The organism is Pseudoalteromonas sp. A25 (assembly GCF_009176705.1).
GTDB lineage: Bacteria > Pseudomonadota > Gammaproteobacteria > Enterobacterales > Alteromonadaceae > Pseudoalteromonas.
Genome location: NZ_AP021846.1, coordinates 511,522 through 525,963, shown reverse-complemented (window position 1 = coordinate 525,963; position 14,442 = coordinate 511,522). Strand labels below are relative to the sequence as shown.

Genomic DNA, 14,442 nt, shown 5'->3' with positions numbered 1-14,442 from the left:
ACACGAGGTGAAGCCATGTCTCTCAAGCTTGATAATTTTCTGTTAGTCGACAGCAACAAAGAGTTCAGTAGAGAGTATGCTGAATATTTGTTGAAGCACTCTCCCAATAACGAGAGCCAGATCATTGCGGCTGGAGATAACACGCGTCACCTACTGAAGATGATGTTTGATAATTTAATAAAAGACTACTGCTATTGTGATTTTGCAAACGAGATAAGCGTTTCTGAGCTTGCTACTTACCTTAATGAGCATCACCAAATCAGCGGTGTGCTCATTCCAAACGTTGATTACTTTCTTGCTAGTAAAGAACAGCAATTCATTTTTAATTCTCTTCACCCTGTACGCTACTTGCTTGAACAAACAAAAGATGGTGCCTTTGAGTACAAAAAAGTAACCGACCAAGCTAATAACAATCACCTGTCTTGTAACAGTAATTTATCTGCAATCGGAGAAGACATCGAAGCACTACTTTGCAAACAAGATTCATAATAAGCACAAAACAGCGACAACGAGCGCTTATCACCAATTAGAAACTAGACGCTTGGTATGCAAAACTTTACTATTGCAACATTGCTACTCTCTAATAGGCCCATTATGCGTATACCCCATATTTATCAACCTTCAGCGCTGTCTTTACATAGTCAAATTTCCTTAGATGATAATGCAGCTGGCCATATTGCCCGCGTATTAAGAATGCAAGTAGGTGATAAAGTCTCATTGTTCAATGGTCAAGGTGGCGAGTACTTATGTGAACTCACAGACGTATCGAAAAAAAAAGTGATCGTTCAACCGGTTGAGTTTGTTGATAATGACTGTGAGTCACCTCTAAAGATCCATCTTGGGCAAGGTATATCTCGAGGTGATAAGATGGACTTTACCATTCAAAAATCTGTCGAGCTTGGTATCAGCGAGATCACCCCATTATTCACCACTCGTTGTGGTGTAAAACTGTCAGGCGAGCGACTCGCTAAAAAACATGCCCAGTGGCAGAAAATAGCCATTGCTGCGGCAGAGCAGTCGGGTCGCAATACCATTACCGTCATACACCCACCTGTTGACATAACGGCTTGGCTTACACAGCCTTCAGACGAGTTGAAATTAACCTTACACCCTCGTGCAGAGCACAGTATTAAAACTTTACCAACGCCCAGTAAAGGTGTGCGCTTTATTGTTGGGCCTGAAGGCGGGTTTACCGACGAAGAAATACAAGCCACCAGCGAGCAAGGGTTTATTGATGTGCGTTTAGGCCCTCGTGTTTTAAGGACTGAAACAGCCGCATTAACTGTATTGAGTGCTTTACAGCTACAGTTTGGCGATTTAGCTCTTTAATTTCTAAAGCGCGGCCCCCATAGTAAATAAAAACAGTATAAAGGTGATGCATGGCTATAAAATTAGGGATCATTAGCGATCCAATTAGTGGGTTCAACATAAAAAAAGACACTGGGTTTGCAATGATGATGGCCGCTCAAAAACGCGGCTATGAATTATATTACATGGAAATGGGCGACCTCTTTTTATATCAAGGTAACGCCAAGGCAACAGCAGCAAAAGCTAAAGTTTTTGATGACACAAACCATTGGTATGAATTAGAACAGAAGCAATCCATCGATTTATCTGATTTAGATGTCATCTTAATGCGCAAAGATCCCCCCTTTGATACTGAATACATTTACGCAACCTATATATTAGAGCGCGCTGAACAAGCTGGCAGCTTAGTAGTAAACAAGCCGCAAAGTCTAAGAGATGCCAATGAGAAGCTATTTACCGCGTGGTTTAGTGAACATACGCCAGACACCTTAGTGACTCGCTCACAAACACACATTCGAGAGTTTTTAGCCAAACATCAAGACATCATCCTAAAACCCCTTGATGGTATGGGTGGCGCATCTATTTTTAGGGTCAAACAAGATGACCCAAACATTGGTGTGATCTGTGAAACACTGACAGAGCATGGCCAACGCTTTGCTATGGCACAACAATATATCCCTGAAATAAAACAAGGTGATAAACGCGTTTTAGTCGTAGATGGTGAAGTTGTTCCATACTGCCTAGCGCGCATACCTCAAGGCGGTGAAACGCGAGGTAATCTAGCTGCTGGAGGTCGTGGAGAAGCACGCCCAATTAGCGAAGATGACCTTCGGATCGCTCAGGCCGTTGCCCCCACTTTAAAAGAGAAAGGCTTACTGTTTGTTGGACTTGATATTATCGGTAACAAACTCACTGAAATAAATGTCACCGCTCCTACTTGTGTTAAAGAAATAGAAAACGCGTACGATATTTCAATTATGGACATGTTTTATGATGCGATAGAAGTAAAACTCGCCCATACTAAGTAAAACAAATTCAGGGCCAATCACTATGCAATCATTAGAAAACCATTTTTTAGTTGCTATGCCCAGCTTGCAAGACCCATTTTTCAAGCACACCGTGACTTACATCTGTGAACACAACGAAGATGGCGCTATGGGGTTGGTCGTAAATCACCCTATAGATGTTACGGTTGGGGAGCTCTTAGATAAAATAGAGATCGACAACGACAAAAGCACTTCAGCAGCTGCCGAACATGTCTTTGCTGGTGGCCCAGTCCATACTGACAGAGGGTTTGTTTTACATACACCAAAGCCAGGTTATTCATCAAGCCAAGAACTTAGTTCTGATATTATGATCACTACTTCCAAAGATGTACTAGCATCCTTAACTTCCAATGCTCGCCCTGATGCTTTTCTGATCACTTTAGGCTACGCAGGATGGGAGCGTGGTCAATTAGAAAAAGAATTGTTAGAAAACTCTTGGCTGGTCATCGAAGCTGACCCTGCAATTATATTTAACACGCCGCCTGAACAACGCTGGGAAAAAGCCGTACAGATGCTCGGTATCGACGCGGCTCAGTTGAGCTCTCAGGCTGGACACGCATAAAAGACGTTATGACAAAAAAAGAACGAGCTCGCCTTGGCGAGCGAACGGTAATGGGCTTTGACTTTGGCACCAAAAGCATTGGTATTGCAGTAGGACAGGAACTGACCGGAACTGCCACCAGCTTAGGGGCCATCAAAGCCAAAGATGGCATTCCAAATTGGTCTGATATTGCCATTCATATTGAGCAATGGCAGCCCGATCTACTCGTTGTTGGTTTGCCTCTAAATATGGATGGCACTAATCAGCATGTGACATTTGCCGCCAAAAAGTTTGCAAACCGCTTACATAACAATTATCGGTTACCGGTTGAAACTCAAGATGAACGCTTAACTACAGCTGATGCAAAAGCGAGGTTGTTCGAACAAGGGGGCTATCGCAACCTTGGTAAGGGTAATGTCGACAGCATGTCAGCGGTGATCATTCTCGAAAGCTACTTTGAGCATTTGTGGCAATAAATTACTGAGTGGGCGCAAGCAACTGCATACTCGACCAGTCTGGTACAAACCCAGCCTGTTGATATGCTAGCTTGATTTGCCCACTTTCCCTCAATTTGGCCAGGCCTTTTTGCAAAGCAGCAAAGGCTCGCTCCCCATCTGGATGATGCTTAGATACAACAAAGTGACGACTTCCATCAAGTAGCACTACCCATTTGGGGTGAGCAACGAGGTGGATCCCTTCAAGTTTGTACTCATTCCCCTTGTCTGGCATGAGCGGCATCAGCATAAAGTCAACCCATCGCATACTAACCATACGTGCTTGAGCTATCCACTCATGCTCTATAACATGACGTTTAAGAGGCAGTTGCTGAAGTGTATTCCAGTCAGTTCGCCACCGAGGTGTACTAACGGCACTTAGCTTTTGTAACTGTTCATAACTCGATAAGGAACTAACCTTTGTGTTATTGGGTGAGTAATATAGCCCGGCGTAATATTCCCCCTGACGAATAACTGCATCACTAATAAAAATATGCGCTTCTAGTGGCCGGGCATCAGCTAACCAATAACTATCAAAACTCAAAAGCAGCTTGCCTTGCTCAAGTAGTTTCGTGTTTCTAAAGTTCACGTTACCAACTTGATAATCAAAAGGCTTATCAAACCCCCCTAATAGCAATGCTTTTTGCACCAAAATCATATCTACGACATCACGGCGAATATAGTCACCGCTGAAATTATCAATATCTTGTACCGCCCGACCATTTACAAAACGCTGATAGTCTGCAAATACATCATCTCGTATATACATTTGAACAGTGTCTTTTGCTACAAGACTGCTTGATGACCCAAAGCACGCACTAAGCAAAAGTACTCGACACAGCTTACTGCTTATCGAGCCCATCAACCGTAACCCCTTGCAAAAATCCTGCCCCTTGCTGTTCATTATTTTGCAGCTTAATCATCAACCTCAAGTCATTTGGAGAGTCAGCATGGTGCAGCGCATCGGCATAATTAATACGTTGTTGCTTGTACAGTTCGAACAGCGCCTGATCAAACGTTTGCATACCCATTTCTTTTGATTTTGCCATCGCCTCTTTGATAGAGCCAACATCCCCTTTTTTAATTAGCTCTGCAACCAATGGGGTATTGAGTAAAATTTCAATAGCAGCTTCTCGCCCCTCGCCTTTTGACGACGGGATGAGCTGCTGGGCCACAATGGCACGCAAATTAAGCGCCAAATCATATTTTAACTTGTCGTGCTTCTCTTTGGGTACTAAATGCATTATGCGGTCAATAGCTTGGTTTGCATTGTTGGCATGTAAGGTTGCCACGCATAAGTGTCCTGTTTCAGCAAAACTCAACGCATATTCCATGGTTTCTTGAGAACGAATTTCTCCAATCAAAATAACATCCGGCGCTTGGCGCAAAGAGCTTTTCAATGCTGCTTCAAATGTTTCAGTGTCTAAGCCAACCTCACGTTGAGTAATAATGCTTTTCTTATGCTCATGAACAAATTCAATCGGATCTTCAATCGTCAGAATATGCCCGCGTTGATTGCGATTGCGATAACCAAGCAAAGCCGCCAAAGATGTCGATTTACCCGTGCCTGTGCCACCAACAAATAACACTAAACCTCTTTTTGACATTATCACATCGGTTAATACCGAAGGTAAGCCTAAGTCTTTAACATCTGGAATTTCAGTTATGATGCGGCGGATCACCATCCCCGCACAATCTCTTTGCCAAAAAGCCGAAACTCTAAAACGCCCCAATGCTGTTACTATCGCAAAGTTACATTCTTTATGCTCGTGAAATTGTGTCTTTTGCTTATCCGTCATAATCGACTCAACTAACTCGAGCGATTTAGCGGCATCTATCGGCCCATCTTCCATAGGGCGTAGCTCACCGTCTACTTTCACACTAATAGGCAGCCCTGCAGATACAAAAAGATCAGAGGCGTGTTTATCGACCATCAATTGCAAGTATTTATCTAACATCCATAATGCCCCTTAAAAGTTCCTCTGGTTTTGTTCATCGTGTCCCTTACCGGGAATATCCTGCTGAGATATAACCCCTCTATTGACAAGGTTACTTAAACATTGCTCCATCGTTTGCATACCATGGATCGCACCCGTTTGAATTGTTGAGTACATTTGCGGGATTTTATCCTCTCGGATCAGGTTTCGTATCGCTGGGGTCCCTAGCATAATTTCATGCGCAGCAATCCGACCACCGCTGACTTTTCTAACTAATGTTTGCGAGATAACCGCTTGTAACGACTCCGAAAGCATTGAACGAACCATGTCTTTCTCTTCACCAGGAAAAACATCAATAATACGGTCTATCGTTTTGGGTGCCGATGTGGTGTGTAGCGTGCCAAATACCAAATGACCCGTTTCAGCAGCGGTCATGGCTAGACGGATGGTTTCCAAATCTCGCAATTCCCCGACCAAAATAACATCGGGGTCTTCACGTAAGGCACTTCTAAGCGCTGCATTAAAGCTATGAGTGTCTCTATGTACTTCTCTTTGGTTTATTAAACTTTTCTGATTTTTGTGGACAAACTCGATGGGATCTTCAATGGTCAGTATATGGTAATGTTGTGTTGCATTGATATGATCAACCAAAGCGGCCAAAGTAGTCGACTTACCAGAGCCCGTAGGGCCTGTAACCAACACTAAACCTTTTCTATACTCTGCTATTTTGCGAAAAATATCGGGTGCGCCTAGGTCGTCCAAACTCAATACCGATGATGGGATAGTTCGAAACACCGCAGCAGGGCCACGGTTAGTATTAAAGGCATTAACACGAAATCGCGCCAAATTAGGGACTTCAAAGGAAAAATCCACTTCAAGATTTTGCTCATAGTCTCTGCGCTGGTTATCATTCATGATATCGTATACAAGACTGTTAACATCCTTAGCTTCAAGCGCAGGAATATTAACGCGGCGCACATCGCCATCAACGCGTATCATTGGCGATACGCCAGACGATAAATGTAAATCGGAGGCTTGGTGTTGCACACTAAAAGCCAATAACTCAGTAATATCCATGTATGACTCCACTACGAGCGTAATAATAATATGGTTACAATAGCAGAACGACTTAAGTTGGCCTACGACCGCGTAAAAAAAGCCGCCCAACAGCGCCAATATGACCACCCAAATGATCAACCAGTTACTATTCTAGCAGTTTCTAAGACGAAACCTGTTGAACTTATTGAACAAGCTTACGCACACGGACAGCGTCAGTTTGGCGAATCATATGTGCAAGAGGCGGTTGATAAAATTTTACACTTAAAAGAAAAAAAGGACATAGAGTGGCATTTTATTGGTCCTATTCAATCAAATAAATCACGCCTAGTAGCTGAGCACTTTGACTGGGTACAAAGTGTTGAGCGACTGAAAATAGCAAGACGCTTAAATGAACAACGACCAAACAATTTAATGCCGCTAAACGTACTTATCCAAGTTAATATCAGTGCCGATGAGAATAAGTCAGGCTGCCAGTTAGAGGAGCTTGATGAGCTGGCTGAGTTTATTCACAACAGCCGTCAACTTAACCTTAGGGGGCTTATGACTATCACCGAGCAAACTGATGATACAAATAAACAATTGCAATATTTCCAGCAAATGAAGTCTTGCTTTGATAGACTAAAGGACCAATATCCTCAGCTAGATACATTGTCGATGGGTATGAGTGGTGATTTAGAGCCTGCGATTACAGCGGGCGCCACCATGGTACGCATTGGCACTGATATTTTTGGCTCAAGAAAATAAGGTAAGTACGCGCTATGTCTAATAAAACAATTGCATTCATCGGCACTGGTAACATGAGCTATGCAATCATCGGCGGCATGATTAAAAATGGCTTTGCACCACAAAGCATTATTGCTACCAACCGCAACCAAGACAAACTTGCAAAAGTGGCTGCCGACTTCCACGTACAAACAACTTCTGATAACACACAAGCTCTGCGTGATGCAGATGTCATCGTGCTCTCAGTTAAGCCGCAAATGATGGCCGAGCTATGCCAAAGCTTCATCGACTCAGGTGTAGATTTCAGTGACAAATTATTTATTTCAGTAGCAGCGGGTATTACCGTTGCACGACTCAGAGCAATGCTAGCTCAAAAAGTAAAAATGGTACGCTGTATGCCAAACACCCCTTGCTTGTTAGGCAGAGGCGTGTGTGGCTTATATGGCGAAGATATCAGCGCTGAAGAACGTGAATATGTTTCGCAAGTGTTCTCTGCTACTGGTATCGCTACATGGGTTGAGCAAGAGTCACAAATTAATGATGTAATTGCGGTTACCGGCTCGTCTCCTGCTTATTTCTTTTTGTTTATGGAAGCCATCGAAGAGAAGGCTAAAGCGCTTGGCTTTAGTGATGAGCAAGCTCGCCAACTAGTTCAACAAACGGCTCTAGGGGCTGCCGAAATGGCCGTATCGCAAAGCGATATTAGCATTGCTCAGTTGCGTGCAAACGTAACTTCTAAAGGGGGCACCACCCATGCAGCGGTGGAGCATCTAAAATCACAAAATTTACACTCTACGGTAGCCGGTGCAATGGACGCTTGTATTGCCCGTGCTGAAGAAATGGAAAAAGAACTTTAAAGGTTAATATATGAACGCCATGCATTTTTTAATAGGGATCGTGTTTGATCTATTTTTAATGGTTGTATTGTTAAGGTTTTGGCTACAGCTTGTTCGAGCAGACTTTTACAACCCATTAAGCCAAACTGTCGTGAAAGTGACTTCTTTTGCGGTAAACCCACTGCGAAAAATTATTCCGGGTGCAGGTGGTCTTGATCTTGCCTCCTTATTGCTGGCGTTCATTGTAGGCTTTGCTAAAGTATCATTATTAATGGTGCTTTTTTATGGCGGATGGCACCCTTTAAGCGCGCTGATCCAAGGGGCGATAACCGTACTAAAAGAAGCATTCTCGTTAGTGTTTTGGATCCTAATCATCAGAGCAATTTTAAGCTGGGTTGCACAAGGCTATAACCCCATCGCAGCCGTATTCGATCAACTGACAGAGCCCATGCTAAAACCAATTCGCAAAATCATCCCGCCGTTAGGTGGTTTAGATTTATCTATTTTGGTATTGCTCATCGGCATGCAATTTTTACAACTGCTGGTGATGGACTTACTAAGCTAGAGGCATAAATTATGAAAAAACTCGTATCATTTGCGCTGCTACTCTTCGTGTGTGCCTTCGCACACGCGAACTCTGAACAAGGTGCTCAATTTAAAAACTTAGGCCCATGGCAAGTACATTATATCGCTTTTCCATCGACCTTCATTCAACCGACTATTGCGCAAGCATACGATTTGGAACGCAGCAATTACAAGGCGGTTGTGAATATTTCAGTACTCAAAAACAATACTGAAAAAACCGCACAAAAAGCCATCTTATCGGGTGAGGCGCGCAATTTAATTGGTAATAAGCAAGAGTTGGAATTTAAAGAAGTTGTTGATGGCGATGCCATTTATTACCTGGCACAAATTGCTTATAACAACGAAGAAACTTACCGCTTCACCATTAATATTGCACAAGGCAATAACCAGCAAGTATTAAAGTTTCAACAAAAATTTTATGTGGATTAACGCAGTATGACCCAACAAATTGTCTTAGCAACCGGTAATCAGGGCAAAGTAAAAGAGCTTGCCAGTATGCTTAGCGAGCTCAACATAGAAGTGTTACCTCAGAGCCAGTTTAACGTACCTGATGTGGCTGAAACAGGCACCACCTTTGTAGAAAACGCCATTATCAAAGCAAGGCATGCGGCGAAAGTTAGCGGTTTGCCTGCCATTGCTGATGATTCTGGACTGGAAGTAGATGCCTTAGATGGTGCTCCTGGTGTTTACTCTGCACGATACGCAGGCGATGATGCCACTGATCAAAGCAATATCGACAAATTACTTAACGATCTTGAAGGTCAAACCCAGCGAACAGCTCGCTTTTGGTGTGTACTCGTTTATATGCGCCACGCCGATGACCCAACGCCATTAATTTGCCAAGCTAGCTGGGATGGGGAAATCACTACTCAGCAACAAGGTCGAGAAGGTTTTGGCTACGACCCCATCTTTTTTGTACCACAGCTCAACTGTACGAGCGCCGAGCTGTCAAAGGATGAAAAAAATGCAATCAGTCATCGTGGCCAAGCCTTAAAAATACTGGCTAAGCAATTGCAGGCAAATGCGTGAAATTACCACCATTAAGTTTATATATACACGTTCCTTGGTGTGTACAAAAATGTCCTTACTGTGACTTTAATAGCCACAGCCTAAAGGGCAATATTCCTGAACAAGAATATGTGCAACATCTGTTGAATGATTTAAAAGCAGACTTGCACCTCGTGCAGCAAAGAAAGTTACACAGTATTTTTATTGGTGGCGGCACACCGAGTTTGCTATCAGCCGATGCGTATGATTACTTACTGCAAGAGATAAACAAGCTCATAGAGTTTGAACAAGGTATTGAAATTACCCTTGAAGCAAACCCTGGCACCGTTGAGACCGACCGTTTTAAACACTATGTAGCTGCGGGGATCAATCGAATTTCGATTGGGGTGCAAAGTCTCCAAGAAGATAAATTAACAGCGCTTGGACGGATCCATGGTGAGCAAGAAGCGATCAATGCAGCTTACGAAGCCAAGCAAGCTGGCTTAGCCTCTTTTAACATGGACCTAATGCATGGTCTACCCAACCAAAGCTTGAGCGATGCCTTAAGCGATCTGCAACGCGTTATTGATTTAGCACCACCACATATTTCTTGGTACCAATTAACCATTGAGCCAAATACGCAATTTGCCTCTAAACCACCTAAACTGCCAGAAGACGAAATCCTGTGGGACATTCAAGAGCAAGGTCAAGCTCTACTAGCACAAGCAGGTTATCATCAGTATGAAATATCAGGCTATGCAAAATCAGGCTATCAATGTAAGCACAACTTAAATTATTGGCAGTTTGGCGATTATCTTGGGATTGGCTGTGGCGCTCATGGCAAAATTACGCAACCAAGTGATGGCGCGATTTTGCGTACGGTAAAAGTTAAGCACCCTAGAGGTTATATGGACTTAACTAAACCTTATTTATACGAAAGCTGGCAAGTAGCACCACAAGATAGATCATTTGAATTTTTTATGAATTGCTTTCGTTTGCAACAACCATGTTCAAAGCAAGCTTTTGTTGACTTTACGGGTCTTCCTCTTATAGAAATTGAAGGCCAGCTAAATCAAGCACAAAAAAACGGGCTACTGCTGGATCAAGGTGATTCATGGTTAGTTACAAATAAGGGCCACAGATATTTAAACGACCTGCTACAATCATTTGTTTAGATTAAGCGTTTTAATCGCCAACGGTCGTACAATTTTAAGACTGAGCCTTAGGCTCCTAAATAACAACAAAGGTAAAACAATGCGTAAACTCACTGTTATTGCTGCAGCTATCAGCGTAGCGTTACTAGGTGGTTGCCAGCAAACTGCTGAAAAACCGGCTCCTACACAACAAGTTCAACAAGTCGAGCAAAGTGAAGTAGAAAAGGCCAATGCCTTTTTTGAAGAAGTATTTATGCGTGGTGTTATGCGCAGTCCTATTTATCAAACCTATATGGGTATTAAAAAAGACTATGATAAATGGGATGATGAAAGCGAAGCTCGCGATCTTGAAGATTTAGCGCTGACTAAAAAAGATTTAGCCACATTGAAAACTATCGATCGCAGCAAGCTCGATGAAGCGACACAAGTTAGCTATGACTTGATGAAGCAAAACTTAGAAAATGAAATTGCAGATTTTAAATGGCGTTACCACAATTACCCTGTGAACCAAATGTTTGGTACACACTCAATGGTGGCAGCATTTTTAATCAACCAACACCAAATTACAGATGTAAAAGATGCACAAGCATATATTTCACGTTTAAATGGTGTTCCTAAAGTATTTGACCAACTGATTGATAATTTAAAAATCAGAGCTGACAAAGGCATTATTGCGCCTAAGTTTGTGTTTCCTTATGTTATTGAATCAAGTGAAAACATCATTGTTGGTGCCCCATTTGAAAGTGGTAAAGACTCTACGCTATTGGCTGACTTTAAGCGTAAAATAAACAAACTAAGCATTGATGAAAACGAAAAATCAGCACTCGTTGCACAAGCAACAGAGGCGTTAAAAGTGGCAGTAAAGCCTGCTTATAGCAAGTTAATCAGCTACCTAGAGCAATTAGAAAAACGTGCTGACACTCGTGACGGTGCTTGGAAGTTCCCTGATGGCGAAGCCTTTTTCAACAATGCACTTGCTCGCACTACAACCACAGATTTAACCGCTGAAGAAATTCACAAAATTGGTTTGTCTGAAGTAGCGCGTATTCATGATGAGATGCGCGAAATTAAGGACAAAGTTGGCTTTAAAGGTGACTTAAAGGCGTTCATGGAATTCATGAAGACCGATAAGCAGTTTTATTTACCAAATACCGAAGAAGGTAAAGAACAGTATTTAAAAGAAGCGACCGCATTGATCGACAACATGAAATCTCGTCTAGATGAGCTATTCATTGTAAAGCCAAAAGCGGACATGATTGTAAAGCGTGTTGAAGCATTTAGAGAAAAAGCCGCGGGTAAAGCCTTCTACCAGCAACCTTCACCAGATGGTTCTCGCCCTGGCATTTACTACGCAAACCTATATGACATGGAAGCCATGCCAACTTACCAAATGGAAGCACTTGCTTATCATGAAGGCCTTCCTGGGCACCACATGCAAATTGCAATTGCACAAGAGCTTGAAGGTGTGCCTAAATTCAGAAAATTTGGTCGCGTAACCGCTTATGTAGAGGGTTGGGGCTTGTACTCTGAACTAGTACCTAAAGAAATGGGACTTTACAAAGACCCTTATTCAGACTTTGGTCGCTTAGCTATGGAGCTATGGCGTGCATGTCGTCTTGTGGTAGACACTGGTATTCACGCAATGAAGTGGACACGCCAAGAAGGTATTGATTACTACGTAAACAATACACCTAACGCTAAGTCTGATGGTGTAAAAATGGTTGAACGTCACATCGTGATGCCGTCTCAGGCTACCGCTTATAAGATTGGTATGTTAAAAATCCTTGAGCTAAGAGAAGCGGCAAAGAAAGAGCTTGGTGATAAGTTTGATATCCGCCAATTCCATGATGTGGTACTTAAAAATGGTCCTCTTCCATTGAATGTATTAGAGCGCTTTGTTGACCAATGGGTTGCTAGCAAAAAAGCCTAATAACGTAATTTAATCACTCTTAAAAGGCTGCTCATTGCAGCCTTTTTTATGCCCAGCCATTATAAATAACAGTTATACCAATTTTATTAATACATTGATCATTCTAGCGAGCTAAATAACTCATTAACTGCGTTAAATATTTCTCATGTAGAATAACTACATAGCGAAATATTTGCCTTGTCACTAAGCCATTTATCTGTCGCAATATCTGATCACCAATTTAATGCAATTGGTATTAGTTACTTAAAGTGGGTTTTTAGCATTTTGTTTACGATGGTTGCCCTTGCTACCTGAAACGTCTAATTCAAAATGGGTTTTCTCTAATACAATGTGAATACAGGCTCCACCATGAGCGGGACTTTGGATCTTAAACTCACCATGAAGTTTGTCTCTTACCAAGTGATGGATCACGCTTAAACCCAGCCCATGCTTACCGAAATGCTGCCTAGAGTTCAAAGTGGGTTCAGCTAAAATGGGTAACAACTCGCTATCTATCCCAACCCCATCATCTTTAAAATACAAATGCACATAGTCATTCACAACCATTGCAGAAACAACAATGTGCAAAACTCTATCATTGCTCTTTGCGTGCTTAACACTGTTGCTAATACAGTGATGGTATATTTGTTCAAACACCGCTGGTGCACTGTTCAATTTCAAATTATCTGGGATCTCATAACTGACGTGAAACTGCTCAACAGCGAGCTCTTGATGATGTCGAGCAAACACCCCCTCTACCAATGTTTTGAGGTTAAACTCAACTTCAATATCAAATTGATGGTAATTAGAGATCTGCTCAAAATCTGCCAAAAGCTCGTAAACATTAGCCAACTCTTCATCCAATTGATTCAAGATCTGACGCGATTTGGTATGTAATTGTGTAATTTGCTCGTCATTAACCTGGCCACTATCAAGCTTGTTCATTATTGTAGTGAGGCGCTTTTGATGTGTTGCAGCGTGCTCCACTGTTTTTAATAAAGATTTTGAAAAACCTTGTGTCATACTTCCGAGCGTAGCTTCTTGCGCTTCTTCAATAAATCGTGAGTGAACTTCGTCTAGCCTAGTCGCCAATACATCAATAAATTTAAGCAACTCAGTTAACTCTTGCTCTGCAGCTAGTTGACCTGATAGCGCTTCGGGTAGTTGATATGACTGTGCGCCTTTCGCTGCCATTAACACTTGCTGTGTTAGCACAATGCTGTAGGCCAGCTTTCGATACAGGCAGTATAAAAGCGCCCCCCAGAGGATCATTGCCATAACTAACAACGACCACCATTTTAAATTGTTTTGCCAAGCTGAAGTGCTCGCAGAGTTGGGCAATGCTAAAAATGCCTGCACTAACCTCTCATGCTGCTGCAGCAACGCTTCATCCTTTATTGAAGCATCGACTCTTAAATCGTTTAGCCATGCCAACGATGCCTCATCCAAGCTGCCAGTCAAAAGGCTTTTATTTTCAACTAACGTGCCTAAAAAGGACTGTAATGCGACCTTATACTCTGATATACGTTGCGGTTGCTGCGCCGCAACCGCATAGGTTTGTTGCACTTGATGAAAAAGATGATGCAAGTGACTTAGTCTTTTTTCAGTATTTAGATACTGCTGAGTAGAAGATACAAATAGCCAAATGATAAGCATACATATCGCCCCTCCGACCGTAAGTACCAATTTAAACATTAACTTTGATTGTGAAATTTGCACAAATACACTCTCAACAATGGGTTATGCATTTAAGCTTAGTAAATAAACCACTCAACACCAATGTCGGTAACTTCTCTGCTAAGCTTATATAACTACTCAGTAAGTGTCGTAAGCAGTATGACCCTAGATAAAGATAAATATTGC

General features: G+C 42.3%; 16 protein-coding genes. 12 read left to right on the top strand and 4 right to left on the bottom strand.

From position 1 onward, the window contains the following. Window positions 1-15: 15 nt before the first annotated feature. From GDK41_RS02465 to ruvX, 5 genes are all read left to right on the top strand, one after another. Window positions 16-489 carry a hypothetical protein gene (locus GDK41_RS02465; RefSeq protein ID WP_152084926.1) on the top strand — a complete coding sequence of 158 codons (474 nt, stop codon included), beginning with the start codon at window positions 16-18 and terminating at the stop codon, window positions 487-489. A gap of 105 nt (window positions 490-594) precedes the next feature. After that, a complete protein-coding gene (gene rsmE / locus GDK41_RS02460) occupies window positions 595-1,329 on the top strand; it encodes a 16S rRNA (uracil(1498)-N(3))-methyltransferase (protein ID WP_152087489.1) in 735 nt (244 codons plus the stop codon). A 50-nt stretch (window positions 1,330-1,379) separates the two neighbouring features. Next, window positions 1,380-2,336, top strand: coding sequence for a glutathione synthase (gshB, locus tag GDK41_RS02455; RefSeq protein ID WP_152084925.1), 957 nt, complete (start codon window positions 1,380-1,382; stop codon window positions 2,334-2,336). Between the two features lie 22 nt (window positions 2,337-2,358). Then, window positions 2,359-2,916, top strand: a complete 558-nt coding sequence (locus tag GDK41_RS02450) for a YqgE/AlgH family protein (protein WP_152084924.1) — start codon at window positions 2,359-2,361, stop codon at window positions 2,914-2,916. An 8-nt stretch (window positions 2,917-2,924) separates the two neighbouring features. Further along, window positions 2,925-3,371 (top strand): Holliday junction resolvase RuvX, encoded by a 447-nt coding sequence (gene ruvX, locus GDK41_RS02445; RefSeq protein WP_152084923.1) that lies wholly within the window; start codon window positions 2,925-2,927, stop codon window positions 3,369-3,371. A 1-nt stretch (window position 3,372) separates the two neighbouring features. Here the strand turns inward: ruvX and GDK41_RS02440 are convergent, their stop codons facing one another. The 3 genes from GDK41_RS02440 to GDK41_RS02430 all read right to left on the bottom strand — a co-directional run bounded on the left by GDK41_RS02440 (window position 3,373) and on the right by GDK41_RS02430 (window position 6,403). Next, window positions 3,373-4,158, bottom strand: a complete 786-nt coding sequence (locus tag GDK41_RS02440; RefSeq protein ID WP_152084922.1) for a hypothetical protein — start codon at window positions 4,156-4,158, stop codon at window positions 3,373-3,375. A 73-nt stretch (window positions 4,159-4,231) separates the two neighbouring features. Further along, complete coding sequence (locus GDK41_RS02435; RefSeq protein WP_152084921.1) at window positions 4,232-5,347, bottom strand: PilT/PilU family type 4a pilus ATPase; 1,116 nt, start codon at window positions 5,345-5,347, stop codon at window positions 4,232-4,234. A 12-nt stretch (window positions 5,348-5,359) separates the two neighbouring features. Continuing rightward, the gene (locus tag GDK41_RS02430) at window positions 5,360-6,403 is read right to left on the bottom strand and encodes a type IV pilus twitching motility protein PilT (protein WP_152084920.1); all 1,044 of its coding nucleotides are present in this window, start codon (window positions 6,401-6,403) and stop codon (window positions 5,360-5,362) included. Between the two features lie 30 nt (window positions 6,404-6,433). Between GDK41_RS02430 and GDK41_RS02425 the strand changes: the two genes are divergently transcribed. The 7 genes from GDK41_RS02425 (at window position 6,434) to GDK41_RS02395 (ending at window position 12,600) form a co-directional block, all read left to right on the top strand. Continuing rightward, window positions 6,434-7,129 (top strand): YggS family pyridoxal phosphate-dependent enzyme, encoded by a 696-nt coding sequence (locus tag GDK41_RS02425; RefSeq protein WP_152084919.1) that lies wholly within the window; start codon window positions 6,434-6,436, stop codon window positions 7,127-7,129. A 14-nt stretch (window positions 7,130-7,143) separates the two neighbouring features. Next, entirely contained in the window at window positions 7,144-7,965 is an 822-nt protein-coding gene (proC, locus tag GDK41_RS02420; protein WP_152084918.1) for a pyrroline-5-carboxylate reductase, read from the top strand. Between the two features lie 10 nt (window positions 7,966-7,975). Continuing rightward, window positions 7,976-8,509 (top strand): YggT family protein, encoded by a 534-nt coding sequence (locus tag GDK41_RS02415; RefSeq protein ID WP_152084917.1) that lies wholly within the window; start codon window positions 7,976-7,978, stop codon window positions 8,507-8,509. Between the two features lie 11 nt (window positions 8,510-8,520). Beyond that, window positions 8,521-8,958, top strand: a complete 438-nt coding sequence (locus tag GDK41_RS02410; RefSeq protein WP_152084916.1) for a DUF4426 domain-containing protein — start codon at window positions 8,521-8,523, stop codon at window positions 8,956-8,958. Between the two features lie 6 nt (window positions 8,959-8,964). Further along, window positions 8,965-9,558 carry an XTP/dITP diphosphatase gene (locus tag GDK41_RS02405; RefSeq protein WP_152084915.1) on the top strand — a complete coding sequence of 198 codons (594 nt, stop codon included), beginning with the start codon at window positions 8,965-8,967 and terminating at the stop codon, window positions 9,556-9,558. Then, entirely contained in the window at window positions 9,555-10,691 is a 1,137-nt protein-coding gene (hemW, locus tag GDK41_RS02400; RefSeq protein ID WP_152084914.1) for a radical SAM family heme chaperone HemW, read from the top strand. The genes GDK41_RS02405 and hemW overlap by 4 nt, the downstream gene beginning before the upstream one ends. A gap of 79 nt (window positions 10,692-10,770) precedes the next feature. Continuing rightward, complete coding sequence (locus tag GDK41_RS02395) at window positions 10,771-12,600, top strand: DUF885 domain-containing protein (protein ID WP_152084913.1); 1,830 nt, start codon at window positions 10,771-10,773, stop codon at window positions 12,598-12,600. 243 nt (window positions 12,601-12,843) lie between these two features. On the opposite strand, the gene GDK41_RS02390 is transcribed toward GDK41_RS02395, so the two are convergent. After that, window positions 12,844-14,235 carry a sensor histidine kinase gene (locus GDK41_RS02390; protein ID WP_172971535.1) on the bottom strand — a complete coding sequence of 464 codons (1,392 nt, stop codon included), beginning with the start codon at window positions 14,233-14,235 and terminating at the stop codon, window positions 12,844-12,846. Window positions 14,236-14,442 lie beyond the last annotated feature (207 nt).